This window comes from Actinacidiphila sp. bgisy160 (genome assembly GCF_965342435.1).
Taxonomy (GTDB): domain Bacteria; phylum Actinomycetota; class Actinomycetes; order Streptomycetales; family Streptomycetaceae; genus Actinacidiphila.
Genome location: NZ_CBDRCM010000032.1, coordinates 59,530 through 85,571, shown reverse-complemented (window position 1 = coordinate 85,571; position 26,042 = coordinate 59,530). Strand labels below are relative to the sequence as shown.

The 26,042-nt window shown below is 72.8% G+C and carries 24 protein-coding genes and 1 pseudogene; 9 read left to right on the top strand and 16 right to left on the bottom strand.

Going from position 1 to position 26,042, the window contains the following annotated elements:
* Window positions 1-83: 83 nt before the first annotated feature.
* Window positions 84-1,535: an aldehyde dehydrogenase gene (locus tag ACRWNP_RS23845; RefSeq protein WP_431964560.1), complete on the bottom strand. Its 1,452-nt coding sequence runs from the start codon at window positions 1,533-1,535 to the stop codon at window positions 84-86.
* 63 nt (window positions 1,536-1,598) lie between these two features.
* Window positions 1,599-2,450: an oxidoreductase gene (locus ACRWNP_RS23840; RefSeq protein ID WP_431964559.1), complete on the bottom strand. Its 852-nt coding sequence runs from the start codon at window positions 2,448-2,450 to the stop codon at window positions 1,599-1,601.
* A gap of 174 nt (window positions 2,451-2,624) precedes the next feature.
* Between ACRWNP_RS23840 and ACRWNP_RS23835 the strand changes: the two genes are divergently transcribed.
* Window positions 2,625-3,170 (top strand): TetR/AcrR family transcriptional regulator, encoded by a 546-nt coding sequence (locus tag ACRWNP_RS23835; protein WP_431964557.1) that lies wholly within the window; start codon window positions 2,625-2,627, stop codon window positions 3,168-3,170.
* Window positions 3,171-3,197: 27 nt separating this feature from the next.
* Here ACRWNP_RS23835 and ACRWNP_RS23830 read toward each other — a convergent pair whose 3' ends face one another.
* The 6 genes from ACRWNP_RS23830 to ACRWNP_RS23805 form a co-directional block, all read right to left on the bottom strand.
* On the bottom strand, window positions 3,198-3,458 hold the full coding sequence (locus tag ACRWNP_RS23830; protein ID WP_431964555.1) for a response regulator transcription factor: 261 nt from the start codon (window positions 3,456-3,458) through the stop codon (window positions 3,198-3,200).
* 225 nt (window positions 3,459-3,683) lie between these two features.
* A complete protein-coding gene (locus ACRWNP_RS23825) occupies window positions 3,684-6,581 on the bottom strand; it encodes a SpoIIE family protein phosphatase (protein ID WP_431964554.1) in 2,898 nt (965 codons plus the stop codon).
* Window positions 6,582-6,613: 32 nt separating this feature from the next.
* The gene (locus ACRWNP_RS23820) at window positions 6,614-6,862 is read right to left on the bottom strand and encodes a hypothetical protein (protein ID WP_431964553.1); all 249 of its coding nucleotides are present in this window, start codon (window positions 6,860-6,862) and stop codon (window positions 6,614-6,616) included.
* 182 nt (window positions 6,863-7,044) lie between these two features.
* Entirely contained in the window at window positions 7,045-7,698 is a 654-nt protein-coding gene (locus ACRWNP_RS23815; RefSeq protein WP_431964551.1) for an FMN-dependent NADH-azoreductase, read from the bottom strand.
* Window positions 7,699-8,303: 605 nt separating this feature from the next.
* Entirely contained in the window at window positions 8,304-8,519 is a 216-nt protein-coding gene (locus ACRWNP_RS23810) for a hypothetical protein (RefSeq protein WP_431964549.1), read from the bottom strand.
* A 185-nt stretch (window positions 8,520-8,704) separates the two neighbouring features.
* Window positions 8,705-9,064 (bottom strand): hypothetical protein, encoded by a 360-nt coding sequence (locus ACRWNP_RS23805; RefSeq protein ID WP_431964547.1) that lies wholly within the window; start codon window positions 9,062-9,064, stop codon window positions 8,705-8,707.
* A gap of 385 nt (window positions 9,065-9,449) precedes the next feature.
* Between ACRWNP_RS23805 and ACRWNP_RS23800 the strand changes: the two genes are divergently transcribed.
* Window positions 9,450-9,929: a MarR family winged helix-turn-helix transcriptional regulator gene (locus tag ACRWNP_RS23800; protein WP_431964545.1), complete on the top strand. Its 480-nt coding sequence runs from the start codon at window positions 9,450-9,452 to the stop codon at window positions 9,927-9,929.
* Between the two features lie 105 nt (window positions 9,930-10,034).
* On the opposite strand, the gene ACRWNP_RS23795 is transcribed toward ACRWNP_RS23800, so the two are convergent.
* The 3 genes and pseudogenes from ACRWNP_RS23795 to ACRWNP_RS23785 all read right to left on the bottom strand — a co-directional run bounded on the left by ACRWNP_RS23795 (window position 10,035) and on the right by ACRWNP_RS23785 (window position 11,296).
* A complete protein-coding gene (locus ACRWNP_RS23795; RefSeq protein ID WP_431964572.1) occupies window positions 10,035-10,358 on the bottom strand; it encodes a hypothetical protein in 324 nt (107 codons plus the stop codon).
* Window positions 10,359-10,531: 173 nt separating this feature from the next.
* Window positions 10,532-10,702, bottom strand: a pseudogene (locus tag ACRWNP_RS23790) (DUF1345 domain-containing protein); the annotation flags it as partial.
* A gap of 120 nt (window positions 10,703-10,822) precedes the next feature.
* Entirely contained in the window at window positions 10,823-11,296 is a 474-nt protein-coding gene (locus ACRWNP_RS23785) for a carboxymuconolactone decarboxylase family protein (RefSeq protein ID WP_431964543.1), read from the bottom strand.
* A gap of 110 nt (window positions 11,297-11,406) precedes the next feature.
* Here ACRWNP_RS23785 and ACRWNP_RS23780 point away from each other — a divergent pair, with 110 nt between their 5' ends.
* Window positions 11,407-12,153, top strand: a complete 747-nt coding sequence (locus ACRWNP_RS23780; RefSeq protein ID WP_431964541.1) for a class I SAM-dependent methyltransferase — start codon at window positions 11,407-11,409, stop codon at window positions 12,151-12,153.
* 133 nt (window positions 12,154-12,286) lie between these two features.
* On the opposite strand, the gene ACRWNP_RS23775 is transcribed toward ACRWNP_RS23780, so the two are convergent.
* Window positions 12,287-14,587: an esterase-like activity of phytase family protein gene (locus tag ACRWNP_RS23775; RefSeq protein ID WP_431964539.1), complete on the bottom strand. Its 2,301-nt coding sequence runs from the start codon at window positions 14,585-14,587 to the stop codon at window positions 12,287-12,289.
* 398 nt (window positions 14,588-14,985) lie between these two features.
* Between ACRWNP_RS23775 and ACRWNP_RS23770 the strand changes: the two genes are divergently transcribed.
* On the top strand, window positions 14,986-15,687 hold the full coding sequence (locus ACRWNP_RS23770; RefSeq protein WP_431964538.1) for an alpha/beta fold hydrolase: 702 nt from the start codon (window positions 14,986-14,988) through the stop codon (window positions 15,685-15,687).
* Between the two features lie 61 nt (window positions 15,688-15,748).
* Here ACRWNP_RS23770 and ACRWNP_RS23765 read toward each other — a convergent pair whose 3' ends face one another.
* Together ACRWNP_RS23765 and ACRWNP_RS23760 are read right to left on the bottom strand one after the other, a co-directional pair.
* Window positions 15,749-16,684, bottom strand: coding sequence for an AraC family transcriptional regulator (locus tag ACRWNP_RS23765; protein ID WP_431964536.1), 936 nt, complete (start codon window positions 16,682-16,684; stop codon window positions 15,749-15,751).
* 41 nt (window positions 16,685-16,725) lie between these two features.
* Window positions 16,726-17,406: an NADPH-dependent F420 reductase gene (locus tag ACRWNP_RS23760; protein WP_431964534.1), complete on the bottom strand. Its 681-nt coding sequence runs from the start codon at window positions 17,404-17,406 to the stop codon at window positions 16,726-16,728.
* A 399-nt stretch (window positions 17,407-17,805) separates the two neighbouring features.
* Here ACRWNP_RS23760 and ACRWNP_RS23755 point away from each other — a divergent pair, with 399 nt between their 5' ends.
* From ACRWNP_RS23755 to ACRWNP_RS23735, 5 genes are all read left to right on the top strand, one after another.
* Window positions 17,806-19,218, top strand: coding sequence for a hypothetical protein (locus ACRWNP_RS23755; protein ID WP_431964532.1), 1,413 nt, complete (start codon window positions 17,806-17,808; stop codon window positions 19,216-19,218).
* Window positions 19,219-19,293: 75 nt separating this feature from the next.
* Entirely contained in the window at window positions 19,294-20,574 is a 1,281-nt protein-coding gene (locus tag ACRWNP_RS23750; protein ID WP_431964530.1) for an AAA family ATPase, read from the top strand.
* Window positions 20,571-21,830 (top strand): vWA domain-containing protein, encoded by a 1,260-nt coding sequence (locus tag ACRWNP_RS23745; RefSeq protein WP_431964528.1) that lies wholly within the window; start codon window positions 20,571-20,573, stop codon window positions 21,828-21,830. The genes ACRWNP_RS23750 and ACRWNP_RS23745 overlap by 4 nt, the downstream gene beginning before the upstream one ends.
* A gap of 154 nt (window positions 21,831-21,984) precedes the next feature.
* On the top strand, window positions 21,985-23,397 hold the full coding sequence (locus ACRWNP_RS23740; protein ID WP_431964526.1) for an APC family permease: 1,413 nt from the start codon (window positions 21,985-21,987) through the stop codon (window positions 23,395-23,397).
* Entirely contained in the window at window positions 23,394-24,413 is a 1,020-nt protein-coding gene (locus tag ACRWNP_RS23735; RefSeq protein ID WP_431964524.1) for an acetamidase/formamidase family protein, read from the top strand. Before ACRWNP_RS23740 ends, ACRWNP_RS23735 begins: the two co-directional genes overlap by 4 nt.
* Window positions 24,414-24,531: 118 nt before the next feature.
* On the opposite strand, the gene ACRWNP_RS23730 is transcribed toward ACRWNP_RS23735, so the two are convergent.
* Window positions 24,532-25,005: a carboxymuconolactone decarboxylase family protein gene (locus tag ACRWNP_RS23730; RefSeq protein WP_431964522.1), complete on the bottom strand. Its 474-nt coding sequence runs from the start codon at window positions 25,003-25,005 to the stop codon at window positions 24,532-24,534.
* A gap of 90 nt (window positions 25,006-25,095) precedes the next feature.
* Window positions 25,096-25,686 (bottom strand): flavodoxin family protein, encoded by a 591-nt coding sequence (locus tag ACRWNP_RS23725; protein WP_431964520.1) that lies wholly within the window; start codon window positions 25,684-25,686, stop codon window positions 25,096-25,098.
* Window positions 25,687-26,042: the final 356 nt, after the last annotated feature.

Sequence of the window (26,042 nt, the reverse complement as noted above, 5' to 3'; positions counted from 1 at the left end):
ACTTCTGACCCGTCCGTGCCGCCCCGACCGGAGACCGCCGGGCCCGGGGCGCCTCTCACCTTCCGGGCCCGGCTCGTCCGCGGTCACCGCCGGCGGGTGATCGTCTTGTGCTCGACGTAGCCGGTCAGGCCCACCGATCCGTACTCGCGGCCGATGCCGCTGGCCTTGAATCCGCCGAAGGGCCCGTCGAAGCTCACCGGGGAGCCGTTCAGGGTCACGGTCCCGGTGCGCAGCCGGCGGGCGATCTCCAGCGCGCGCTCCGGGCTCGAGGTCCAGACGCCTCCCGACAGGCCGTAGTCGGATTCGTTGGCGATCCGCACCGCGTCGTCCTCGTCGTCGTAGGCGATCACGACCAGCACGGGGCCGAAGATCTCCTCCTGGGCGATGCGCATGCCGTTGTCGACGTCGGCGAACACGGTGGGGGTGACGTAGTTGCCCCGCTCCAGCCCCTGCGGTACCTCGGGGCCGCCGGTCACCAGCCGGGCGCCCTCCTGGATGCCCAGCTTGATGTAGTCGATCACTCGCTGCTGCTGATCGCGGCGGATCATGGGGCCGATAAAAGTGTCCGGCTCGGAGGGGTCGCCGACCTTCAGCGACTCCACCATCTCCTTCAGGGCCGTGACGACCTCCTCGTAGCGGCTGCGCGGCGCCAGGATCCGGGACTGCAGGATGCAGGCTTCGCCGTTGTTCGCCAGGGAGCCGAAGCGCAGCCCCTGCATCACGGCGGGGAGGTCGGCGTCGTCCAGGATGACGGCCGCGGACTTGCCGCCCAGTTCGAGGCTGACCCGCTTGAGCTGCTCGCCGGCGATCGAGGCGATGCGCCGGCCGGCGCGGGTCGACCCGGTGAAGGCGATCTTGTCGACGTCCGGGTGCGAGACGAGGTGCTCGCTGGTCTCCCGGTCCGCCGGGAGGACGCTGAGCACGCCCTCGGGGAGACCCGCCTCGTGGAAGAGGTCCGCCAGCAGCGTCATGCTCAGCGAGTTCTCCGGGGAGACCTTCAGCACCACGGTGTTGCCGGCCAGCAGGGCCGGGGTCAGCTTCGCCGTGGCCGCGGAGAAGGGCGAGTTCCACGGGATGACCGCGGCGACCACGCCGATCGGCTCGCGCCTGACGACGGTGTCGAAGTCCACCGAGGGGTCGGAGGGTTCGAGGACCTCCTCCCAGCCGAGTTCGCCGGCGGCCTTGAGGTAGGCCTCGACCTGGCGGGTCAGGAACGGCTGGCCGGCCTTGGTGAACCAGCCCGCCGAACCGTTCTCCGCGGAGATGGTCGCGGCGATCTCGTCGGCCCGGGCCTCGCGCAGCGCGTTGACCCTGCGGATCACCTCCTGCCGCTCCTTGGGGTCCGAGCGCGGCCACGGCCCGTTGTCGAAGGCCTCACGCGCCGCGGCAACGGCCGCGTCCACGTCCGCGTCGGCCGCCTGGGCCACGCGGCCGAGGACGGACTGGTCGTGGGGGGAGCGGATCTCGAGGAGGGGCTCCGGGTCGCTGGGGGTCACCCAGGAGCCGCCGATGTAGAGGCTGTCGCGAATGATCATCGGTTATGTCTTCCTGGCGATGGGGCAAAGGCGAAGAGGGGCGGGTGCAGGCGGGGGTGAGCGTCAGGCGGAGCGGGGTGCGGCCGGGTGGTCCGTGGAGCGGCTCACGTGAGCCCAGGCCCTGGCCTCCGCGAGTCGTGCCTCCTCCGCGCTCAGCGCGATCTCCAGGGCGTCGGCGCCGAGGAGCAGGCGGCGCGGGGGCTCCTCGGCGCCCACCACGTCGACGATCGCCCGGGCCATGCGGGCCGGGTCACCGGGTTCGTTGCCGCTGTAGGCCGCGAACCGCTCCTGCCACCGCCCGACGGTCTGCTCGTAGTCGGCGCCGATCGGGCCGGAGGTCAGCGCCGCGCCGGCGGCCCAGCCGGTACGGATGCCGCCCGGCTCCACGATGGTCACCTTGATGCCGAGCGGGGCGACCTCGTTCGCCAGGACCTCGGAGAAGCCCGCGACCGCGAACTTGGCGGTCTGGTAGGCGCTGAGGCCCGGCGTGCCGCCGACGCGGCCGCCGACGGACGAGACCTGCACGAAGTGTCCCGAACGCCGGCCGCGCAGGACGGGCAGCGCCGCCCGCGTCACGTTGACGACCCCGAAGAGGTTCGCCTCGATCTGCGCCCGGAACTCGTCCTCCGGGAAGTCCTCGACCGTGCCGGTGGTGGCGTAGCCCGCGTTGTTGACCACGACGTCGAGACGGCCGAAGCGCTCGACCACCGCGGCGACCACCTTCCGGGCCTCCGTGGGCGAGGTGACGTCCAGCGCGAGGCTCTGGAACCGCTCGGGGTGCGCCTCCGCCAGTTCCGTCAGTGCCTCCGGCCTGCGCGAGGTCACCGCGACCTGGTCGCCCGCCTCCAGCGCCGCGACCGCGAGGGCCCTGCCGAGGCCCTGGGAACCACCGGTGATCAGCCACGTACGTGCCATGGAACGTTCCTCCTGTCCTGTGACGAGCGCTCCCGGGCCGATGGGCCGAACCGCGGAAGCTGTGGAAGCTCGTCGACTAACTGCAACACCAATGTAGCAGTACTCCATCCTTTTGCAGCGACCACGATGGTGATGTACGTCTAATTGCGACTCGCTGCTAGCATGAGCGCCATCATGAGAGCCGATGCCGCACGTAACCTCGCCGTGGTCCTGCGCACCGGGGCCCGGCTGCTGGCCGAGGACCCCGGTACCTCGATGTCGGCCATCGCCAGTGCCGCCCGGGTGGACCGGACGACCGTCCACCGCCGGTTCGCCACGCGAGAAGCGCTGCTCAGTGCCGTCTTTCACGCGAAACTCGACTCCGCCGAGCGCGTTCTGGACGAGGCGCGGCTCATGGAGGCGCCCGTGGCCGTCGCCCTGCACCGCTACGTGGAGGGGATCGTCCCGGTCAGCCGCGAGTGGCCGCTCGACACGCGCCGCATGATGCGGCAGGACCCCGACGCCGACCGCCGGCGTGCGGTGCAGAGCGCGCGCCTGGACGCCTTCCTGCGGCGCGCCGTGGACGAGGGGTATCTGCGCCCCGATGCCGCCCCGGAGTGGGTGCGGGCGGTCCTCGACCAACTGGTGGACACCGTCTCCCACCGCTTTCCCGACGTGGAGCCCCCGAAGGCGGCCGACCTCGTGGTGGACGCGTTCCTCAGCGGCTTCGGCCGGTCCTGACCGCGCCGGCGGACGAGGCCCTGGCGCTCACAGGCCGAGTGCGATGGCGGTGCGGGTGAGTTCGGCGGTGCTGTAGATGCCGAGTTTGGCGCGGATGCGGCGCAGGTAGGCGTCGACGGTGTGCTTGGACAGTCCCATGTGGCGGGCGGTCTGGAGGTAGGTGCGGCCCGCGGCGATGTGGCGGAGGGTCTCGCGTTCGCGGGGGGCGAGTTCGGGGACCTCGGTCCCGGTGCCGGGGATCTCGGCGGTGTCGGTGCCGGGCTGGGGCGTGGTGGGTGCGGAGCTCATCGGGTGTCCTTCGGCGGCTGTCGTCCCTGCTCACGCCCTCGGAAGCAGGAGGTGGATGTCCGATTGGGGCGTTTTGCCCTCTATGGACCACCCTTGCGCGCCGACGTCATGACGCTGTCCGCCGACTGTCACAGACGTGTCACACCATGCCTCCGGGGGACCGGCCCGGCGGTCGCCCTTCCGGCAACACGCCTGCCATCAGCGGCAGTCGCCCTGCCCCCACCGTCAGTCGAGGGGCGGTACCGCGTCCGCGTCGAAAGGCTCCAGGCCCAGGAGCGGCGGGCGTGCGTCGGGGTCCGGCAACTGCTGCGCCGTCCAGATGCACTTGCCGTTGGGCGTGTAACGGGTGCCCCACCGCTGGGACAGCGAGGCGACGAGCTGCAGCCCCCGGCCGCCCTCGTCCGTCTCGGACGCGTGGCGGATGCGGGGCATCGTCAGGCTGTCGTCGGAGACCTCGCAGACCAGGTCGATGTCCCGCAGCAGTCGCAGCGTCATCGGGCCCTTCCCGTGGCGGACGACGTTCCCCACCAGCTCGCTGGCGAGCAGCTCCGTCGTCGGCGTCAGCTCTTCCAGCCCCCACGCCGACAGTTGCTCCCGCACGTGCCTGCGGGCCTTCCCCGCCGCCCGCGGGTCCTCGGGGAGCGGCCAGCACGCGATCCGTTCGGGAGCGAGCGCGTGGACGCGGGCGACGAGAAGGGCGATGTCGTCGCTGGTGGTCCGCCCCACGGGGAGCAGCCCGGAGGTGAGAGTGTCGCAGAGCGCGCCCAGGTCCCCACCGTCACCGTCGGCCAGCAGCCGCGCCAGGTCGCCCAGGCCCTCGTCGATCTCGCGCTCGGAGGACTCCACCAGCCCGTCGGTGAACAGCACGAGCAGGCTCTCCTCGGGGATCCGCAGCTCGATGCTCTCGAAAGGCTGCTCCGCCGCCCCCAGGGGCGGGTTCGGCGGCGCCTTCGGGAAGCGCACGGTCCCGTCGGGATGGACGACCGCGGGCGGGGGGTGGCCGGCGCGCGTCACCGAGCAGATGCCGGTGGTCGAGTCGTAGAGCACGTACAGACAAGTGGCGTACGAGTCCGCGCCGAGTCCGCCGACGATGTCGTTGAGGTGCCCCATGATCTCGTCGGGGGGCAGTTCGAGACCGGCCAGCGTGTGGACGGCCGTGCGCAGGCGGCCCATGGTGACCGCCTCGGACAGGCCGTGGCCCATCACGTCGCCGATGACGAACGCGACGCGCCCGGCGGACAGCGGGATCACGTCGTACCAGTCGCCGCCGACGTCGGCGCCCTGCTCGGTCGGCAGGTAGCGGGCGGCGAGGGTGCACGACGGCAGCGCGGGCAGTTCCTGGGGGAGCAGGGCGCTCTGCAGCTCCCGCGAGCGGGTGTGCTCGGCGTCGTACAGCCGGGCGCGTTCCAGGGCGTGGGCCACCAAGGCGCTGATGGCGCTCAGCAGGGTGCGCTCCTCGTCCGTCAGCCGCCGCGGCTGATCGAAGGCGACCACACAGACGCCGAACGTCTGCCCGGAGGCGGTCAGCGGCAGGAAGGCCCATGACCCCTTCCCGGTCAGGTGCGGGCGGTCCGCCGTGGCCGGGTAGCGCGCCGCGTACTCCCCCGGCGAGGAGACGAAGACCGGTCCGCTGGTCGAGATGGCGTCCCACACCGGGTCCTCGGCGCCCCGGGGGCGGCCTTGGAGGTTGTCGAGGAAGGGCTGCGGGTAGCCGACGGACCCCACGTTGTAGGCCCTGCCGTCCTCGAGCGCCTGCACCAGCAGCCCGGTGGCGCAGAACGGCGGCAGGACGCGCTGGGCGACGGCGTCCACCACGTCGCGCGAGGTCGTCGCCTTGGCGAGAGCCGCGGTCAGTTCGGCGATCCGGGCCGCGCGTTCGCCCGCCGCCCGCTCGGCGGCGGCGCGCTCGGCCTCGTGCCTGCGCCGGTCGGTGACGTCGGTGAAGTAGAGCGTCACCCCGTCGGGCTGCGGGACCAGCCGGACGTGGTAGCAGGAGCCCGTGTCCGGCATCCGTACGTCGAAGCTCGCGGGCGCCGCCTTGGCCGCGGCCTCCCGGCAGCGGGCCTCCAGGCCGGGGACCTGCCGGAGCGACGGCAGCGTCCAGAGCACCCGGCCGAACAACTCCTCCTCGGAGGAGCCGAGCACGTCCTCCGCCTCCAGATTGACGAAGGTGATGCGCCAGTCCTCGTCAGCGGAGAGGAAACCGTCGCTCATGTACCGCAGGGCACGGCTCAGCGCATCACGCGCGGAACGCGACTCATTGCTCTCCCACGCCGTGCCGATCATCCGGTACGGCTCGCCCCGGTCGTCCAGGACCACCTTGGCGCGGGTCTCGGTCCAGCCGTAGCTGCCGTCCGGGCGACGCACCCGGTACTCGGCCTCGAACACGCCCCGGTTCCGGATCGCCTTCTCGGCGGCGGCGAGCGTCCACCGCAGGTCGTCGGGGTGGACGACCTTCATCCAGCTCTCGACCCGGGGCACGAAGTCGGCGGGATCGGTGCCGTAGACGGCCATGGCCGCGTCGTCCCAGGCGAGTTCGCCGGTGCGGATGTTCCAGTCCCACGTTCCCACCTCGACGGCCTTCAGCGCCTGCCGCAGCCGGCTGCCGCTGGGCTCCTCGTGAGTGGGGCGGCTCGGGGGCGGGGCCTGGTCCACGCGTTCCTGCGCCCAGGCGGTCACCGCCTCGAGGAACCGCCACTGCTCCTCGGTGGGCTCCCCGGCCGGGCCGGTGACGACGGTCAGCGAACCCACCGAGCTGACGCCGTCCGAAAGTGCCACGGAGGCCAGTCCCGTGCCGGGCCAACCCATCCGCGTCGCGGGCCGGACGGCGCCGGCCGACCCGTTGGCCGCCCACACGCGGCCGTGCGTGCGCACGGCACGCGCCGGGACCACCGGGCTCTCCTGGTCGATGATCTCCCAGGGGCGAACGGACCCCGGCGACAGTCCGACCGTGGACACCATTCGCAGTGCGGACATCGGCCCGCACAGGTGGACCGTGCCGCCCAGCCCGTCCAGCTCGGCGACCGCGTGCTGCAGGGCGAGCCGGAGCACCTCGCCCTCGGCGATGCCCTTCTCGACATCGGCGAGCAACGCCAATCGGCCGTTCACCATGTAAATGTACATTTCCGGAGGAAAGCCGGCAGGTGAGGCGGGCCTTACTTCGGACCCCGGTCCTCTTGGACGTGCAGGAGGAAGAGGGCGTTCAGCACGTCGTCCGACATGCCGGCCAGGACGGCTTCCGGCGTGCTGGCCATCGCGTGTGCGATGTCGTCGACCAGGTGCGCCAGACCGTCGATGCCGGACTCCTGCGTGCCGGAGCCGGAGCCGGGGGCGCTGTCGAGGTCGGGGCCGGTGGGGTCGTGGTGGTCACCGGCGCTGCGATGGGTGGTCGTCTGGTGGTTCATGCGCATCTTCCGAACGGGGCGGGGGTTCACCGCGGCGGGAGGCCGAGATGTGCTTGCCACGGCCAAGGCTGCGTCATCGCGGCCGCGCCGGCCACGGAACGTTGGTCCTATGCCTCCCGGTACCAGGCAGCGCGCGCGGGCAGCCGTGTCCTGCCTGTCCCCGGGCAGGACACGGCCCGGCGTCAGGCGGCCCCGACGCGCCGCGCGACCTCCTTGCCCTTGATGGTGGCGTCCTCCAGGGCCCGGGCCCACGAGGCCTCGGCGAGCGGGACGAGCTCCGCCATCGCCGGGTTCGACGCCGCCGCGGTCAGTTCGGGAACGATGAAGTCCACGTCCAGGCCCATGTACTCACCGAGGATGGACCGCAGGTAGTTCTGGACGTACTCGGAGGACTCCCGCGGGGTGCCCGGCGCGTAGGAGCCGCCGCGGCTGGCGACGACGGTGACCGGCACGCCCTTCACGCTGGAGGTGTCACCGGTCGTCCGGCCGACCATGAGGACGTGGTCGATCCAGCTCTTGAGCGTCGACGGGATCGTGAAGTTGTACATCGGGGCGCCGAGGAGCACGGCGTCGGCCCGCTCCAGTTCCTCGATCAGGGCCAGACGGCCCGCGAAGGCCGCCGCCTGCTCGGGCGTGTGCGACGAGGTGTCGACGAAGGCGGCGGAGAAGCCGTGCACGTCGAGATGGGGGAGCGGGTCCGCGGCGAGGTCGCGGTAGACGACGGTGCCGTCCGGGTGCTGCTCCTGCCATGCGTCGCGGAAGGTCAGCGCCACGGTGCGGGAGCGGGAGTCGGAGCCCGGGTGGAGGGAGGAGTCGAGGTGCAGCAGGGTTGCCATGTGAAGTTCCATTTGCGTCAGACGTGTTCGTGGCCCCGTGGGGCGGCTCCCCGGCGTCACGGCGCCGGGGAGCCCGGTGGTCCGCGTCGCCGGGGGTGCGAGGCGCGGGTCCCACGGCTCCACCGTGGTGCACTCGGCTACCGCGGGCCAAAGAGGGGATTAGTCGCTTACTTTTGGTAAGTGCCTGGGCGTGGAGCGGCGACCTCCCCTGGTGTATGGGGAGTTGAAACGGCAATGGGACGGCGTGACACGCCAAGGCGCACCGCGGTGTCGCCCGGCGGGGAGGACTCACCCGGGGCGCGGCGGATCGTCGCCTCGGCGGCGCACGGGTCGCCGTAGGCGCTGAAGGGGCCGCCGGATGGGGCGGCGCCGAGCCTGTGCTCGAATGTGTGCGCCGACGTCGAAAGGCTCCCCGTTCCGGATAGGCCCGGACACCAGGAGGGGGAGGTGCGGGGCCGGGACGGGGAGCCGGCGCTGTTTCTCGCGCAAGAGTGTGGGGGCGCGCGCGGTGCGCGCGGCACGCGTCCGGCCGGCTCGTCACCGTGATGCCGGGTGTGCACCAGGGCGCGGGCGGCCTGAGTGTCGTGGAGCGGCCTCGGCGGTGTTCAGCCCTGGGCGGCCGTGGTGCCGGGGCCGGGCGCGTCGAGTGGGCGGCGGTGGGCGCCCATGCCCGGGATGCCGATGGCGGTGACGCGTTCGCCGGCGGGCCGGCCGCGGTGTCGTCCGCTGCCGGGGGCGGCGGCCGACTGCTGGCGCCGAACCGCCACGAGGACGTTGTTGAGCAGTCCGCCGGACTTCGTCGTTGGCGTGGTCTTGAGCATGGTGTTCTCCGGGTCTTTCGTGTGCCGGCGGCATCAGGGGAGGGCGAGCGACGGGAGCCGTCCGGTGCCGGGCCGTGTGAGGACGGGGCGGCTCGGCACCGGCGTGGCTCCCTGCCCTGTCGGCCGGGTTGTCCGGTCGCCGGGGCGTGCGTGGTCCGGCGGGGTGTGCCGGATCCGGTCGGGCCTCAGCGGACGGGTCCGTGGCCGTGGGACTGCCAGACGGTCACCCAGTGGCCGTGGGACCAGCGGGCCAGGCGGTGGCCGTCGTAGCGGTAGAGCTTGCCGTCGTACCCGTACCAGTACTGCACCTGGTGGTGGCCGTAGTCGTAGTGGTGGCGGGTGATCTCGTCGTGCCAGCGCCGGTCGTTGTTCCCGCCGCGGTCGGCGTTCCGGTCCCAGGGGGTGCTGCTGACGGTCACCGTCTGCCGGTCCTGGCCGGAGGGCCGGGGTGCGGCGGAGGCGGAGCCCGTGGCGCCGAGCAGGGCGGTGCCGGCGAGCGCGACCGAGGCGGTGGAGGTGGCGATGATGCGCGTCCACTTGTTCATGACTGGTTACTCCTTGCTGCGCCCCGGTGTGCGGGGCGTCGGACGACGGTCCGGCCGGTGGGCCGGTCCCCGTCGTGCGGGGGCGATTGCGCGGGGGCCGCCGGTGCGGGGCGCCTGGTTCGCAGGCGCTGGATCCGCGGGGCCGGCGTCGCTGTGAATCGCTGGTGAATGGAACCTAACAGATGATTGATGGCCGTCAATCGTTTATGGTGTGTGACCATCGCCTCGCGCAAGGAATCCGGAGAAGCGGAATAACAGGACACAAACGTCACTGACGGGGCGCCGTGGATCTCCGTCCGTGGAGCCGCCGCACGGTCCCCGAAATCGTTGAAATTCATGGATTACCCATAGACCACGATGGTTGGTGTCGCGCTACCATGTACGTATGGCAGTGAACGAGATCGCGGTTGAGGATGCCGCCGGCGGCGACCCGCTGGAGCAGCTCGGTTTCCTGCTGGCCCGGCACGGGGCCATCGCCAACGGCCGGGTCCAGCGCGCCTTCGCCTCCTGCGGTCTGACACCGCGGGCAGGTGCCACGTTGATGCTGCTCGGCAGGTGCGGATCCATGGGGCAGCAGGGTCTCGTCGCGGCGCTCGAGGTGGATCCCAGCATCATGGTCGCGATCCTGAACGACCTCGAGTCCGCGCAGCTCGTGGAGCGTCGACGGGACCCGTCCGACCGCCGTCGGCACATCGTCGCCATCACGGATCGCGGACGCGCCGTCCTGTCCGAGGCCCAGACGGCGGTGGAGGAGGTCGAACGGGGGCTGTTCGGTGATCTGTCCCCGGAGGAGATCACGGCGCTCCGCGGACTCCTGGCCCGGGTGCGCACATCACCGGGCGACGAGGTCTGCTCCGAGCAGTGACCCCGGGCCCCGGCCGGTGCCTCGCGGCGAACCGGAACGGGAACAGCACCTCCGGTGGCCGGAGGTGCTGGGGCTCTCGGGAGGCGGCGCGGAGGGGCCGGACGCTCAGTCGAGGATCACGCCGTTGTTGACGGTGCCGTTGTTGACGTTGGTGGAGTTGTTGTTACCGAGGACGATGATGATGCTGCCGTTACCGTTGCCACTGCTGTCGGGGCGGTTGCCGCCGTGCTTCCAGCCGCCGCGCCCCCGGTCGTCGTGGCCCCAGCCTCCGCCGTGACCGCCGCCGCGGCCGGCCTTCGCGGTGGCGGCGTGCGCCTCGGACGGCGTGGTGGCGGCGAACGCGGTGGTGGGGAGCAGCGCTCCTCCGGCGGCCAGGGCGGTCGCGGCGGTGAGGGTGACGAGGCGCTTGGTGTACGGGATGCGGGCCATGGTCGTTGTCCTTCGTGAGCGTCGGTGGAGGTTCCGGTGTGTCCGGTGGGCCGCCCTGGGGGCGTGAACCCGATGCCTCCAGTAAGCCGGGCGCGACGCCCGGCGTCATGTCGCTGAAATGCGGGACTTGACAGGGATTTGCGACCGGGGATATGCGGGCGCTGACCGGGTCGGCCGGTGACCATCCCGGCGACCAGGTTGACGGCCGTGGCCAGGATGCCGGTGCCGAAGACGTACGACAGCAGCGAGTGCCGACGCACCGTCGCACGGATCGCCGGGCTCGAGACGTCCGTGTCGGAGACCTGGTAGGTCACGTCGAATGTCACGGCTCGTGGCAACGGCACTTGAGATCGCCCGGAGGTTCCGGCGGCGTCCCGCCGGGTGCCGGGCCGCCCGCGCCGTCCCCGCGCGGCGGCGAACGGCGCGGGTACGGCGGCCCGTACCCGTGGTTGCGGCGCCCGCCGTCAGCCGAACTGGCCCGGCTGGTAGTCGCCGGCGGGCTGCCGGTTGATGACGTTGATGCGGTTGTAGGCGTTGATGACGGCGATCAGGCCGATCAGGGCGACGAGTTGGTCCTCGTCGTAGTGCTTGGCGGCGTTCGCCCAGACCTCGTCCGTGACGCCGCCGGCGGCGTCGGCGATCCGGGTGCCCTGCTCGGTGAGTTCGAGGGCGGCGCGCTCGGCTTCGCTGAAGACGGTGGCCTCGCGCCAGGTCGCGACGAGGTTCAGGCGCACCGAGGTCTCACCGGCCGCGGCGGCGTCCTTGGTGTGCATGTCGGTGCAGAAGCCGCAGCCGTTGATCTGGCTGGCGCGGATCTTCACCAGTTCCTGGGTCGCGAGCGGCAGCCCCGACTCCCCGGGCACCCGGCCCGCCGAGTTGATGTGCTTGAAGAACGTGAGCGCGAGGGCGTTGCCGAACAGGTTCACACGGGCTTCCATGGCGGTCTCCTCCTGCGTGGTGACGGTTACGCAGCCCTGACGTGCGGGGCTCGGGAAACGTGACACGGGCACGGATGTGACGTGGGTCTCGCGGCGGGTAGTGTCGCCACATGGCTGACGAGGAATTCGAGGACCCGCGGCTGGCCGCGATGTACGACGCCCTCGACCCCGACCGCGGCGACCTCGACGCGTACACCGCCGTGGTGCGGGAGTTCGACGCCCGCCGGGTCCTGGACATCGGCTGCGGAACGGGGGTGTTCGCACTGCGGCTGGCCGGCCTCGGGATCGAGGTCGTCGCCGTCGACCCGGCCCGGGCGGTCCTCGACGTCGCCCGGGCAAAGCCGGGTGGCGAGCGGGTGCGCTGGATCGCCGGTGACGCCACGGCGCTTCCGGCACTGCGCGTGGACCTGGTGACGATGACGGCCAACGTCGCCCAGGCGATCGCCGACCCCCGGGCGTGGCGGGAGACCCTGCGGGGGGCCCACGACGCCCTGCGGCCGGGCGGCCGCCTGGTGTTCGAGACGCGGGACCCGGCCAGGCGCGCGTGGGAGGGCTGGAACCGCGAGGCGTCGCACCGGGTCGTGGACGTGCCGGGCACCGGACCGGTGGAGCACTGGGTCGACCTTCTCGACGTCAGCGGCCCGTTGGTCACGTTCCGCTGGACCTACCTTCTCGGTGCGCGCCGGGAGGTGCTGACCTCGACCTCCACCCTGCGGTTCCGGGGGCGGGAGGAGATCGAGGCGTCACTCGCCGCGCAGGGGTACGCCCTCGACGACGTACGCGACGCCCCGGACCGGCCCGGCCGCGAGTTCGTCCTCGTCGCGCGCCGACCGGAAGCACAACCGGAACCGCGCTGATACCCGGGGCCGCACAGCGGGCACAACGGCTCTTGAACGCCCCGGCACGCCGCCCGCCGACCGGGCTCGCACGCTGCTGACGCGTACGGCCGCCGACGGAACCGGCGGCCGTACGGAGAGGGCGGCGCGGAGGTCAGCGCTTCCCGAAGACCCGCTTGCCGGAGCCGAGGTCCAGGAAGACCGTCTCGCCGGTGGCGTCGGCCAGGCCGTCGTTGTCGGTCACGGCGTAGACGTGGCCGTCACCGCCCACGGTGAGGCCCTCGAGCTTCTCCTGGGTCCACCCGTTCGTCGCCCGCAGGTCGGGCAGCACATCGTGGGCCAGCGTCTTGGGCAGCACCGGGAGCGACCCCGAGGGGGCGGCGGACTTCGGCATGCCGACCGTGTAGACGCGCTTGATCTTCGCGGCGGGGCCGTTGAGCTTGTCCCGCTCGATCAGAGCGAGCTTGTCGCCGACCGCCGTGATCTCGGACAGGCCGATCCAGTCGCCCGGGGTACCGGTGGTGCCGATCCGGTAGCCGAACCAGCTCCAGGTGCCCGACCGGACGTCGTAGCGGCCGATCCGGACGACCCCGGCCGGGTCGCCCTTGACCTCGCGCTGCAGGGTGGCCCAGACCACCTCGCGGCCGTTGCGGTCGGTGGTGGCGGTGACGCCCTCGAAGCCCTGCTTCGCCAGGCCCGCGGCGACGTCCGCCGGGAGCGGGACGACCTGGCGGGTCACGCCGTCGCGGTCGAGCCGGACCAGCTTGTTGCCGTCGCCGGTCGCGCCCTCGACGGCGAGCCAGAAGCCGCCCTGGGGGCGGGCGTGGATGCCCTCGGCGTCGTAGCCGGCCGGCTTGCCGTCGGCGTCCTTGACGGTCAGGGCCCGGGTGACGACCGCCGGCTTTCGCGAGGTGTCGATGGTCATGATCCTGGTGACGGAGTACGCCGCGTCGGTGACCGTGTACAGCTCGTGCGGCTTGCCTGGGACGGCGGACAGCGCGCCGAGCGCGCCCCATCCGATCGGCGCGCCGGCGGAGTCCGGGGCCGAGACGATGCCGGGGAACGACGGCGTGCCCTTGCCCAGTTGGAACAGGCTCACCGAGGCCCGCACGCCCACCGAGGCGTCGTCCTCCTCGCTGGAGACCGCGAGCAGGTCGCGCGACGGGATCGGCAGCAGTCCCTCAGGGCCGTTGGTGGTGGCCAGCATCTGGCGGAAGACCGGGGCGGCCGGGCGGCTGACGTCGTAGACGGCCACGAAGTTGCCGCGCTCGGAGCCGACGAAGGCGTACCGCACACCGTGGAAGGTGGCGACGACCACGCCCTCCGGCTCGGTGCCCTTCTTGCCCGCGCGGTCCTCGTCGTGCAGGCCGTAGCGCACCGCGAGGCGCTCGAAGCTGTTGCCCGCGTCCCAGACGACCTTGCCGGTGCGGCTGTCGAAGACGGTCCAGCCGCGCGTGCCGCCCTTCCAGTCGCCCTCGTTGGCGGTGGCGAAGTAGCGGTCGTCGATCCAGCTGACGGCGTCGGGCTCGCGCCGCACGTCGGTGATCGAGCCGCTCTGGTCGATGACGCCGTCCTTGACGGTGTCGATGCCGCGGACGGTGGCCGTGCCGGCGCTGAAGGCCTTGGTGATGCGGCCCGTCGGCAGGTCCACCAGGACGACGCCGTTGTTCTCCTGCAGCGTCACGGCCAGCTGGTTGCGGCCGTTGACCGCGACGTACTCCGGCTCCGGGTCGGTGGGCTCGACGATCCCGGCGGCGGTCAGCGTGGGCAGCGCGCTGCCGTCGGGCCGGGTCAGCGGCACGGCCCGGGTGCGCCAGTGCTGCGGCGAGGCGCCATCGAGGTCGACGATCCGCACGAATCCGGCCGGGGCCTGGGGCAGGTCGCCCTCCTCACCGCCGGGCGGGGTCGCCTCCTCGTCGCGCTCGTTCTCGATCGCGATCGCGGCGTACCGCTTGTCCTTGGTGATGGTGATGGAGTCCGGCTGACCGCCCAGGTCGATGCTGGTGACCCGCTCGCGGTTGCGCAGGGATATGACGTCGAGGCGCCCGGAGGGCGTGGAGTAGCCGCTGCTGGTGTTGACCACGACCAGCACGTACTGGCCGACCACGGCCACGGAGGTCGGCTCGTCCTCGGCGTCGCCGAGCTCGGTCAGCGACAACGTGCCCAGCCCGCGCGGGCTGCCCGGCTTGCTGATGTCGAGGAAGCCGATCCGCCGCGCCAGGGCGTCGGTGTAGACCAGAGTGCGGCCGTCCTCGCTGACCGCCGAGATCTCGGCGACGGTCGCGGTGGCCGGGTCCTCGCCCGCCGGGCGGTTCTGGAAGACCGGGTAGGTGGCGGTGCGCTGGAAGTCCGGCGTCACATGCGGGTGGTGGGCACTCGCCGGGCTCGCGGCCACCAGCGTGCCGGCCGCGACAGCCGCGGTCGTGAGCGCGGCGTAGGTTCTCTTGGGGAGCATCGTCTCTCCGTTGCGCTTACGGTCGGAAAGGCGATCATCTCGCCACCCGGTCAGCACCATCGGGCGCACAGGTGAACAACCGGCGAAGACCGTCCGCAGGGTGTGACCGGGACGCCCCGGTCCGTACGGGTGCCGGGAGTGCCGTCGCGGCACGGGGACGGTGCGCGCAGCGGCGGCTCCGGGGAATCCGGCGGCGGCAGCCGAGGGTCGCCGGGCTCCCCGGCGGCGCCTTGGACACCGGCCCCCGGTGCCGGGCGCCGCCTCGCGCGCGTACGCGGGACGGGCGCGCAAGAACGCCGGACGGGCGCGCATGGTCCGCCGCGGGCCCCCGGAACTACGGTCGGTGACGGACGCCGTCACCGGCGTCCGCGTACCCGACCGTGTACCGAAGGCCTCACATGACCACTGCAGACAACAGCCGCCCCGCCATCCTCCTCGTCCACGGTGCCTGGCACGGCGCCTGGTGCTACGACCGGCTCGTGCCCGAACTCACCGCGCTGGGCTGGCGCGTCGAGACCGTCGACCTGCCGAGCGCCGCGGCCGACGAGGCGAACACGGCCGGGATGTACGACGACGCGCGGGCCGTCCGGGAGCGCCTGGACGCGGTCGAAGGCCCGGTGACCGTCCTCGCCCACTCCTACGCGGGCATCCCCGCCACGCAGGCCGCAGCGGACGCGCCGAACGTCTCGCGCATCGTCTACCTCTCCGCGTTCGTGCTCGACGAGGGGGAGTCCATCGACGGCATGAGCGGCGGCAAGATCTCCGGCGCCGGCGTCGACTCGCTGTCCGCGCACGGCCACTACGAGGACCCCAAGGCCGCCTTCTACGGGGACGTCGCACCACGGGACGCGGAGGAGGCCACCGCGCGACTGGTGCTCCAGACGGCCAGGTCCTTCTGCGAACCGCTCACCGCCGCCGCGTGGAAGACCGTGCCCTCCACCTACATCCTCACCGAGCGGGACACGGCGCTCGCCCCGGAGTTCCAGGAGGCCATGGCGGCCCGTGCGCAGCGCGTCCACCGGCTGCCCTCGGGGCACTCGCCGTTCCTGTCCATGCCCGTCGAGCTGGCCAAGCTGATCACCACCGACGCCGGCCGGTGACGATCGCCGCACCCCGCCGTGCGGGCTCCCGGAGGTCGTCTCCGGGGGCCCTCACCCGGTCTCACCCGGTCTCATCCGGGCGGTGCGGTTCCGTCGTGCGGTAACGTCCGGGCGAGGACCCCATGACGCGCTTGAAGGCGTGGCTGAAGGAGCTCTCCGAGCCGTAGCCCCAGCGCGCCGCGATCGCCGCGACGGTGCGGTCGCTCGTCCTCAGCTCCCGTGCCGCGGAGCGGATGCGCCAGCATGCGAGGTACTCCAGCGGCGGCACGCCCACGGTCCTGGTGAACCGGTCGGCGAACCGGGACCTCGACATCCCGCTCCGCCCGGCGAGTTCGGCGACGGTCCAGGGGTGCGCGGGCCGGTCGTGCATCAGGCTCAGCGCGGCCCCGATGTGCCGGTCGGCGAGCGCGGTGAGCCAGGCGCCGCCCTCCGGCCCGTGCTCGGCCACGTGGGCCCTGAGCAGGTGGACCAGCAGGACGTGGGCCAGCCGCTCCGTCACGAAGGGTGTGCCCAGCGCGGGCTCACTGGTCTCCGCGCGGAGCAGTTCGAGCGCCGCCCGGATGCCCTCCGCCGCGGTGGACCCGGCGCCGACGTGGATCAGGGGCGGCAGGACGTCCAGGAGCACGGCGGCGTTGGCCTCGTCGAGGTCGAATCCGCAGCCCACGACGACCGCGTCGGGTGAGGTGCCGATCCGGACCGCGTCCCCGGGCGTGAAGCCGTCGAAGACCTCGGCGCTCGGCACCGCCGGGACCTCGGCGCCGCCCGACAGCTCGTATGCGCGGCCGCCGCCGAGCAGGTAGCAGTCGCCCGCCTTCAGGGTCACCGGTCCCGGGGTCCCGGCCACCGCGATCCGGCAGTCGCCTCGCAGCACGGCGCCGAACTTGATGTGCCGGAAGCCGGAGAAGCCGACGGCCCACGGTTCCTGGGCCTCCAGCCGCGCGAAGCTCCCGCTGCGCAGGTCGAGCAGGCCCAGGACGTCGGTCAGCGGATCGGTCACATGTCCTCCGGCGCCGTCGGCGGATGCCGCGGGCGCGTCCGTCAGCGGGTGGCCGCGGCGAGCGCGGCCCGGATTGCGTCGGCGGGCACAGGGGTCGCCGTGGCCTTCGTGAAGTCGGCCTCGCCGCCCGAGTACGGCAGACCGTAGACGGGGGTGCCGGGCTGGGAGCGCCAGCTGTCGGCGAGGGTGCCGTAGCCGACGGCATCGTAGCCGAGTGCGTCGAGGAGTTCGGCGGCGTGCGCGACGGCGGCCGGGTCGTCGCCGGCGATCGGCAGGGCGGTCCGGTCGGGTGAGCCCTTGGGGCGGGCGAGATCGCCGAGGTGGCGGAAGAAGATGTTGTTGAACGCCTTCACCACGTGGGCGTCGGGCAGGTGGCCCTGGAGCAGCCCGCTCTCCGTGGTGGTCCCGTCCTCGAGTGCGGCGATGCGGCCGTCACGCTCGGGGTAGTAGTTGCCGGTGTCGATGACCGTTTTCCCGGTCAGCGGTGCCACCGGGACCTGGTCGAAGGCCCCGAGCGGGATCGTCACCACGACCCAGTCGCCCGCCGCGGCGGCCTCGGCCGGGGTCGCCGCGCGCGTCCGGGCGCCCAGTTCGGCGACCAGACCGTCCAGGGTCTGCGGCCCGCGCGAGTTGCTGAGCACCACGTCCAGGCCCGCGTTCACGGCGAGTCGCGCCAGGGTGCCGCCGATGGATCCGCTGCCGATCAGTCCAAGAGTTGCCATGTCAATCGCAACCCCGCGCCCCGCCGTTCTGTTTCCGGCCGGCCGCAAAGACCGGGCAAAGCGGTCGGCGGTCAGTCGCCGGGGAGCAGCGTGAACACCTGCTCCACCCTTCGGGCCGGCGCCGCCTCGCCGGCGTCTTGGAGCGCGGTGCTGCCGATGGTCCTGCGCATCAGCCAGAAGCCGGCGACGATGGATGAATCTGGAACTGACCGGCCGCCGGGCCGGCGACGTCCGCCGTGCGGCCCGGGAACCGGCATCGGGTGAGGGCGGGAGCCGTCGGGTGAGTCGCCGCCCCGGGCAAGGGGCCTGACAGACCGTGACGGAGAACGCTATGCTCCCCGCGATGACGACCTACTCCCTTTCCAGATTGGGGGTCCCGTCCGCGCAAGGTGAGTGCTGATGCTCACTCCGATCGCGAACGAGGATTCCCGCCTTTCCCTCTGGCTGCGCGTGCGCGAGTTCGCCGTGCCGCCCTCCATGGTCGAGGCCGCCACCGCCCGCCGCCGCCGCGGTGACTGGAGCGGGGCGTGCGCCGCCGCCGGTCTCGACGTCGACCTCAACCTGCGTTCCCTCGCCCGCACCCACGGCCGGGAACTCGCGGCCCGGGTCCGGGCCGATCTCCGCCATCTGGCTCCCGACCTGCTGCGCTGGCACATGCCGCGGGTCGCCCCCGACGGTCTGCTGCGCCCGGGCCTGACCATCTCCCTGGCCCGGTACGGGGCCTTCGGACCGGAGGACGGGGACCGCGTGCACCTCGTGGCCAGGACCCCACCGGCATGGGCGGACGGCGGGCAGCGAATGAGCCTCGCGCTGTGGGACCCCGCCCGCCCCGAGGCCGGCGCCCTCCACCATCCGCACCCCCGGCCCCACCGGCGGTTCCGCCTCAACCTGCACCGCCACCTGTGGGACGCGCGCAGAACCGGCGAACTGCGGTTCCGCGCCGGAACCGGCCGCGGGCCCGCCGATCGGCCTCTCCTCCCGGACCCGCAGCCGCCCGGGCCACCGCCGCCGCAGCACCGCTGCGCGGCCGACCGGTGGGAGGACGAGGCGAGGATGGTGCTGCGCGCCGAGGGCCGGACCACCGGCGCCGTCACCGTGCGCCTGGGGTCCCGCCACCGGCTGCTCGTGGACGTGAGCGACGGTGGCGGCACGGGACGGCCCATCGCGCGGATCGCGACGGCCGCGGACGGCGCACGCGCCCGGGCGCTGCCCGTGTTGCCGGAGGCGGCGACCTGGGTGCCACCGGACCTCGAACTGCTTCAGGCCGGCCTGATCGACGCCGACGGGCTGCACCCGCTGGTCGCCGCCGCGCTCGTGCCCGGCCACACGCCGTCCGGCCCGTCCCTGCCGCGGGGGCGGCAGGGACAACCGCGCGTCGTGGAGTGCCGGGGCGCGCTGCACCGGATCGGCATGGTCGACGGTGTCCTGGCCGCGCTGGACCACGACCCGGACGAGATCCGCCGCGAGGAACTGCTGGTCGCGCTGACCGGCACCCCGCTGCCCTGCCTGCGGGCGATCGACCGGGCGCACCGGCGTCCGGAGTCCCTCGCCGACGTACGGGCACGTCTGGACCACGGCGACACCGTCGGCGCGCTGGCCGTCGTCGAGGGCCTGCTCGGGCCCGGCGCCGTGCTCCGCGACGGCCCGCTCCGGGACGAACTGGAGGCGGCGGCCCAACGGCGCATCGCGTACGGCCTGTTCAGAGCAGGCCTTGCCGGGCCCGCCCCCGGACGCGTCCCGCCGCGCGAGCGCTTCCCGGCACCCGGCGGCCGCTCCGGCCGGTCGCAGCCGCGGCACCGCACCTCCCGCTGACCCCGGGGCGTGCGCGGCGTCCCCGCGCAGGCCCCCGTACCCCCTTCGACTTCACGAACCCCAAGGTGACCATCCATGCCCACGCACGCCCCGTCCGCCCCGTCCGCCCCTGCCGCCCCGTCCGCCCCTGCCTCCGTCCCAGCAACCGCACCCCAACTCGAGGTCGCGGAATCCCTGTTGTCGCTGCTGCGTGACACCACCACCGAACCGCGCCCCGACACCCGACTGGAGGCCCTCACCCTGGCCGTCGCCGCCGACCTGCCGGTGCTTTTGTGGGGCGAGCCCGGGATCGGCAAGACCGCGGCGCTCACCCAGCTCTCCGCCGCGCTCGACCTGCCGCTGACCACGGTGATCGCCAGCGTCCACGAGCCCTCCGACTTCTCCGGGCTGCCCGTCGTCGGGGACGACCCCGCCGAGCAGGGCGTCCCGATGGCCCCGCCGGACTGGGCCGTCCGCCTGGTGCGGGCCGGCCGGGGCCTGCTCTTCCTCGACGAACTGTCCACCGCGCCGCCCGCCGTGCAGGCGGCCCTGCTGCGCCTCGTGCTCGAACGGCGGATCGGCGCCCTGCGGCTGCCGCCCGCCGTCCGGATCGTGGCCGCCGCCAACCCCCCTTCCTCCGCGGCCGACGGCTGGGAACTGAGCGCGCCGCTGGCCAACCGGTTCGTCCACCTGCAGTGGACCCATGACCACGACGTGGTGGTGCGCGGCCTCGGCGGGACCTGGCCCCGGGCGACGCTGCCGCGGCTCGACCCCGGAAAGCTGCCCGAGGCCGTGGACTTCGCCCGGCGCGCGGTGTGCGGGCTCCTCGCCGCCCGCCCCGGCCTCGTCCACCGCCTCCCCGGCAACGAGGCCCGGCGCGGCGGCGCCTGGCCGTCCCCCCGGAGCTGGGAGATGACGCTGTGCCTGATCGCCTTCGCGACCGCGGCCGGCGCCTCCCGGGAGGTGCTCTCCCTGCTCGTCAGGGGCACCGTCGGGGACGGCCCGGGGCTGGAACTGCTGGCGAGCATGGACCGGATGGACCTCCCCGATCCCGAGGAACTGCTCGCCGACCCCGCGGCTGCCGTCCTGCCCGAGCGCGGGGACCTGCGTCAGGCCGTACTGGACGGTGTGGTGGACGCCGTCCGCAACCGCCCGGAGAGGTCCCGCTGGGACGCGGCGTGGGCGCTGCTGGTCCGGGCCCTGGAGACCGGGGCCCCCGACCTGGTCGTCGTCCCCGCGACCACGCTCGCCTCGCTGCGCCGTGAGGACTGGGACGTACCCGAGGCCGTGGAGCGGCTCGCCGGAGTGGTGTCGCTGTCCCGGCGCGCCGACCGGGCGGCCGCCAGGTCCGGGCTCGTCGCGAAGGCCGGCCGGTGAGCGCGGACGCACCGGGGGCACTGGACCTCGAGAAGCTCTTCGCCGCCCGCCTGTACGCCGCGCGGGTCCGGCCCTACCTGGCGACCGCACTGTTCGCGCTGCATGTCGTGGAGTCCCGGCGGGTCCCGACCATGGCCGTCGACCCGCACTGGCGGTGTTACGTCTCACCGGCGTTCGTGGACCGGACGCCGCTGGAGCAACTGGCGGGGGTGTGGGTGCACGAGGTGTCCCACCTGCTGCGCGACCACCACGGGCGCGGCGACCGCGTCGCACGGGAACAGGGGCTGGAGGGCCCGGCGGAACGGCTGAGGATGAACATCGCCGCGGACTGCGAGGTGAACGACGACGCCTTCGGGGAAGGTCTGGACACGCCCCAGGGCGCCGTCATCCCGAAGTCCCTGGGACTTCCCGAGGGGAAGCTCATGGAGGACTATCTCGGGCGGTTCGGTCTCGGCCCGTTGACGCAGGACTTCGTCTGGCTGGACTGCGGCAGCGGCGCGGACGGCCTGGAACGGGAGTGGGACCTCGGACCGGCGGGCGCCGAAGGCCTGAGCGAGCAGGAACGCGACGCCGTCCGCTTCCGCGTGGCGCAGGGCATCAACGGCCGCCCGGGCCACGCGCCGAAGAGCTGGCGACGGTGGGCGGAGGAGGCGTTCCACCCGCCGCAGCCGTGGCGGCAACTGCTGGGAGCCGCCGTACGCTCGGCGGCCTCCGGCGCCGGCGCGGGCGAGGACTACAGCTACGGCCGGCCCTCGCGCCGCTCGGCCGGCGTGCCCGGTGTCGTGCTGCCGAGCCTGCGGCGCAGACCGCCCCGCGTCTGCGTGGTCATCGACACGTCCGGCTCCGTCAGCGACGCCGAACTGGGCAGCGCCCTCCTCGAAGTGACCGCGATATCCCGCGCCGTGGGAGGCCGCCGCGACATGGTCACCGTCGTGCCGTGCGACGCCGCGGCGAGAATCGCCCACCCGCTGTGCCGCGCCGAGGGCATCCCGCTGGTGGGCGGCGGTGGCACGGACCTGCGCACCGGCTTCACCAGGGCGCTGCGCACACGGCCCGGGCCCGACGTCGTCGTGGTGCTCACCGACGGCCAGACGCCCTGGCCGGCCTCGCGGCCGCCGTGCCGTACCGTCGTGGGCCTCTTCCCCCGGCACGGAACGCACCGGTCGTGGCGCGAGCACGATGCCGACCACGTGCCGGACTCGCCGCCCGACTGGGCGCGCGTGGTCCACATCGGGTCGTCCGGCACGGCGGGGTGACGGCGCCGGCGGTGCCCGGGCGGGCGTGCCCGGGCACCGCCGAAGGCGATCTCATGATCCGTCAGAATCCTTGTGCACAAGCGTTCCCCTGCGTCGGCCCCGGACCCTAAGATCACCCCGCCAGTCAGGGGACCGCGGCCGCCGGGGAGGCGACGTGAGCGACAGCGCACCTCAAGGGCAAGATCTCGAGAAGTACGGCTACACGCAGCAGTTGGCGCGATCACTGGGCTTCCGGGACCTGGTGGTCTACGGCCTGGTCTTCATGGTGCCGATCGCGCCGTTCGGCATCTTCGGCGGCGTCTTCCAGGGCTCGGGCGGCATGGTCGCCCTCGCCTACGCCATCGGCATGCTGGCGATGATGTTCACCGCTCACTCCTACGCCCAGATGTCCCGGGCCTTCCCGATGGCCGGGTCGGTCTACTCCTACGCGGGGCGGGGCATCGGCGCGCCGGTCGGCTTCCTGTCCGGCTGGATGATCCTGCTCGACTACATCCTCGTGCCGGCGCTGCTCTACTTGATCGCCGCCGTGGCGATGAACTCGCTCGTCGCCTCGGTGCCCGTGTGGATCTGGCTGATCGGGTTCGTCGTCCTCAACACCGTCGTGAACTGGCTCGGCATCGAGATGACCGCCCGGATCAACAAGATCATGCTCGTGGGCGAGCTGATCGTCCTCGTCATCTTCCTGGCCGTGGGCGTCACCGCGCTCGCCCAGGGCAAGGGCAACGGATCCGGCTTCCATGCCTTCTACGACTCCGGCACCTTCTCCTGGTCGCTCGTCTTCGGGGCGGTGTCGATCGCCGTCCTCAGCTTCCTCGGCTTCGACGGGATCTCCACGCTCGCCGAGGAGAACCGCGAATCGGCACGGGCCATCGGCCGCGCGATGGTCACCGCCCTGCTGCTCGCCGGGGCGCTGTTCATCGTGCAGACCTGGGTCGCGGCGATGCTGGTGCCCGACCCACAGGCGCTGATCGACACTGGAGACCCGGACGGCACCGCCTTCTACGACGCCGCGCGCGTCGCCGGCGGCGCCTGGCTCGGCACACTGAGTGCGCTGGCCACCGCCATCGCCTGGGGCTTCGCCAACTCCCTGGTCGCCCAGGCGGCCACCTCACGGCTGCTGTTCGCGATGGCCCGCGACCGGCAACTGCCCCGCTTCCTGGCCACCGTCGACGCCCGCCGCCGCGTCCCCGTCAACGCCACCCTCCTCGTGGCGGTGGTCTCGCTCGTCCTCGGCCTCTACATGAACTCCCGGGACGACGGCATCACCCTGCTCAGTTCGCTGGTCAACTTCGGGGCGATGACGGCCTTCCTGGTCCTGCACGTCTCGGTGGTCGTCCACTACGTCGTCCGCCGGGGCAGCCGCGACTGGTGGCGCCACCTGATCGCACCGCTGATCGGCTTCGCGATCCTCACCTACGTGGTGATCAACGCGAAGGTCACCGCCCAGCGACTGGGCTTCCTCTGGCTGGCGATCGGCGCCGCACTGCTGGTGGGCCTGCTCATCTCCGGCCGGCGCACGCAGATACCCGACGAGCCCGCCGTGGCCGAGGAGGCCGGACAGTCGTGAACGATCCCGACGTCGTACGGCTCCACCCGACCCCCGAGCAGTACGCCTACGCCTTCGGCGGCCGCGAGCCGTTGCTGCGGGTACGGCCGGGCACGATCGTGGAGCTCTTCACCGAGGACTGCTTCGGCGGCGTGGTCCGGGGCCCCGAGGACCTCCCGAGCAAGGTGTGCGAGTTCCCGTACCTCAACCCGGTCACCGGCCCGATCCACGTCGAGGGCGCCGAGCCGGGGGACACCCTGGCCGTCCACTTCGTGGACATCGAGCCCGCCCGGGACTGGGCGGTGTCCACCACCTTCCCGCACTTCGGGGCGCTGACCACGACGCATTCCACGGCGATGCTGCACGAGCCGCTGCAGGAGGTCGTCTGGCGGTACGGGATCGACCGCGAGCGCAACAGCTGCCGGTTCCGGGCACGCTTCTCCGACCACGAGGTCGAGTTGCCCCTCGACCCGATGCACGGCACTGCCGGGGTCGCCCCCGCCGCGGGCGAGGTCGTCATGAGCATCACCCCGGGCGCGCACGGCGGGAACATGGACACCCCCGAGCTGCGCGCCGGCACCACGCTCTACCTGGGCGTCAATGTGCCCGGGGCGCAGCTGGCGATCGGCGACGGGCACTGCCGGCAGGGCGAGGGCGAGGTGTGCGGCACCGCGGTGGAGGCCGCCATGCACACCGTGGTGGTGATCGACCTGCTCAAGGGCGGTGCCCCCGCCTGGCCACGCCTGGAGAACGACCGCTTCCTGATGTCGACCGGGTCGGTACGGCCGCTCGAGGACGCCTACCGGATCAGCCAGCACGACCTCGTCGGCTGGACGTCCGCGCTCACCGGCCTGCACCAGCTGGACGCGTACCAACTGGTCAGCCAGGCCGGACTGGCGCCCATCGGCAACGTGGTCGACACCAACTACACCGTGGTCGCCAAGCTGCCCAAGAGCGTGCTGGACGGCCCGCCCGCGTACGACGGCCTGCACAGGGCGCTCCGCGAGAAGGGCCTCGAGTACCTCCGCACGCGCTGAACCGCCGCCGGCGCCGCGAGGGACGGCCGGAGTACGCCGTCCGTCCCCGCCCCGGGGTCGGGGGCGGGACGGGGACGGACGGCCCGGCCTCAGCGGCGCCGGCGGCGGGAACCGCGGGTCAGCCGAACATGCCGAGCTGATACCCCCCCGCGGGCTGCTGGTTGATCACGTTGATCCGGTTGTACGCGTTGATCACGGCGATCAGCGAGATCAGGGCGACCAGCTGGTCCTCGTCATAGTGCTTGGCGGCGTTCGCCCAGACCGCCTCCGAGACGCCACCGGAGGCGTCGGTGATCCGGGTGCCCTCCTCGGCCAGCTCCAGGGCGGCCCGCTCGGCCTCGGTGAAGACCGTCGCCTCGCGCCAGGCGGCGATCAGGTTCAGGCGCACCGAGGTCTCACCGGCCGCGGTGGCCTCCTTGGTGTGCATGTCGGTGCAGAAGCCGCAGCCGTTGATCTGGCTGGCGCGGATCTTCACCAGATCCTGGGTGAGAGCCGGCAGCGTGGACTCCGCCAGCACCTTGCTCGCCGAGTTCAGATGCCTCATGACCTTGCCGGCGAGGGCGTGGCCGAAGTAGTTCACGCGGGCTTCCATGGTGAGCTCCTCTGGTGTGGATTGGGATTCGCAGTGATGACCGGGCTGCCCCGCGAGATGTGACAGCGGGGCGAAAGCGACGGCGACCGGTCAGGCGCCGACGGCCGCACGTCCCGCGACGTGGATGCGGGCCTGCTGGGCGACCCGCCGGCCGAGGTGCTCGGCGGTCGCGATGTCGGCCTTGTGGACCTCGTCCACGCCGACGTCGGTGTGCGTCTGGGCACCCGCGCCGAGGTAGATGCCGAGGCGGTTGAGGTCGTCCTCGGAGCCGGTGGTGCTGTTCCAGCCCGGGTGCAGGCCGAGGTTGACCCAGGTCATGCCGTGCTGGGCCGCGAGGATGCTGAAGTACTGCAGCGTGTGGAGCTTGTCGCCGCTCTTGGCACCGGAGTTGCTGAAGCCGGCGGCCAGCTTGTCCTTCCACGAGTGGACGAACCAGCGCTTGGAGGTCGTCTCCGCGAACTGGTGGAAGGCACCCGAGGCAGTGCCCATGTAGGTCGGCGAACCGAAGACGATCGCGTCGGCGCCGTCGAGCAGCCCCCACTGCTCCTCGGTGATCTCGTCGACCCTGACGAGGTGGACGACGGCACCGGCTTCCACGGCACCGGCACGCACCGCCTCGGCGATGACGGTCGTGTGGCCGTAGCCGGAGTGATAGGCGATCGCGACGACGGGGGTGGTCATGGACGTGCTCCTCCTGCGGTGGTCTTTCCGGCTCCCCGCGGGGGAGCCCTCATTCACCAGGACCGGACAGTGCCCGCCGCTATGACACCCACCGGCCGTTTGTGACCAGGAGCACGCCGACCGCCGAGGCGATCCCCGGACCGGTCAGCGGCACGCGGCGCCGGGCTCGAACGGGCCGGTGCCGGGGCGGTGAGGGACCCGGCGTCGGTCTTCGGGCCGGCCGCCGTGCCCTCCGGGCCGAGCGCGCCGCCCATGACCCGAGATACCCGGGGTCGTCAGCTCCAGCTCCGGGCCCACGGTCGCCGGCACCTCCGCCGGACCGGCCCACGGCATATCGCACCCTCCACGAGGCGCGC

Excerpts from the sequence above, each read along its gene's own strand:
- ACRWNP_RS23755 (WP_431964532.1), top strand. The coding sequence starts at position 17,806 with ATGCTCACTCCGATCGCGAACGAGGATTCCCGCCTTTCCCTCTGGCTG.
- ACRWNP_RS23845 (WP_431964560.1), bottom strand. The coding sequence starts at position 1,535 with ATGATCATTCGCGACAGCCTCTACATCGGCGGCTCCTGGGTGACCCCC.
- ACRWNP_RS23810 (WP_431964549.1), bottom strand. The coding sequence starts at position 8,519 with ATGCTCAAGACCACGCCAACGACGAAGTCCGGCGGACTGCTCAACAAC.
- ACRWNP_RS23840 (WP_431964559.1), bottom strand. The coding sequence starts at position 2,450 with ATGGCACGTACGTGGCTGATCACCGGTGGTTCCCAGGGCCTCGGCAGG.
- ACRWNP_RS23800 (WP_431964545.1), top strand. The coding sequence starts at position 9,450 with ATGGCAGTGAACGAGATCGCGGTTGAGGATGCCGCCGGCGGCGACCCG.
- ACRWNP_RS23795 (WP_431964572.1), bottom strand. The coding sequence starts at position 10,358 with ATGGCCCGCATCCCGTACACCAAGCGCCTCGTCACCCTCACCGCCGCG.
- ACRWNP_RS23780 (WP_431964541.1), top strand. The coding sequence starts at position 11,407 with ATGGCTGACGAGGAATTCGAGGACCCGCGGCTGGCCGCGATGTACGAC.
- ACRWNP_RS23820 (WP_431964553.1), bottom strand. The coding sequence starts at position 6,862 with ATGAACCACCAGACGACCACCCATCGCAGCGCCGGTGACCACCACGAC.
- ACRWNP_RS23835 (WP_431964557.1), top strand. The coding sequence starts at position 2,625 with ATGAGAGCCGATGCCGCACGTAACCTCGCCGTGGTCCTGCGCACCGGG.
- ACRWNP_RS23750 (WP_431964530.1), top strand. The coding sequence starts at position 19,294 with ATGCCCACGCACGCCCCGTCCGCCCCGTCCGCCCCTGCCGCCCCGTCC.
- ACRWNP_RS23770 (WP_431964538.1), top strand. The coding sequence starts at position 14,986 with ATGACCACTGCAGACAACAGCCGCCCCGCCATCCTCCTCGTCCACGGT.
- ACRWNP_RS23725 (WP_431964520.1), bottom strand. The coding sequence starts at position 25,686 with ATGACCACCCCCGTCGTCGCGATCGCCTATCACTCCGGCTACGGCCAC.
- ACRWNP_RS23760 (WP_431964534.1), bottom strand. The coding sequence starts at position 17,406 with ATGGCAACTCTTGGACTGATCGGCAGCGGATCCATCGGCGGCACCCTG.
- ACRWNP_RS23785 (WP_431964543.1), bottom strand. The coding sequence starts at position 11,296 with ATGGAAGCCCGTGTGAACCTGTTCGGCAACGCCCTCGCGCTCACGTTC.
- ACRWNP_RS23815 (WP_431964551.1), bottom strand. The coding sequence starts at position 7,698 with ATGGCAACCCTGCTGCACCTCGACTCCTCCCTCCACCCGGGCTCCGAC.
- ACRWNP_RS23830 (WP_431964555.1), bottom strand. The coding sequence starts at position 3,458 with ATGAGCTCCGCACCCACCACGCCCCAGCCCGGCACCGACACCGCCGAG.
- ACRWNP_RS23825 (WP_431964554.1), bottom strand. The coding sequence starts at position 6,581 with ATGTACATTTACATGGTGAACGGCCGATTGGCGTTGCTCGCCGATGTC.
- ACRWNP_RS23805 (WP_431964547.1), bottom strand. The coding sequence starts at position 9,064 with ATGAACAAGTGGACGCGCATCATCGCCACCTCCACCGCCTCGGTCGCG.
- ACRWNP_RS23775 (WP_431964539.1), bottom strand. The coding sequence starts at position 14,587 with ATGCTCCCCAAGAGAACCTACGCCGCGCTCACGACCGCGGCTGTCGCG.
- ACRWNP_RS23730 (WP_431964522.1), bottom strand. The coding sequence starts at position 25,005 with ATGGAAGCCCGCGTGAACTACTTCGGCCACGCCCTCGCCGGCAAGGTC.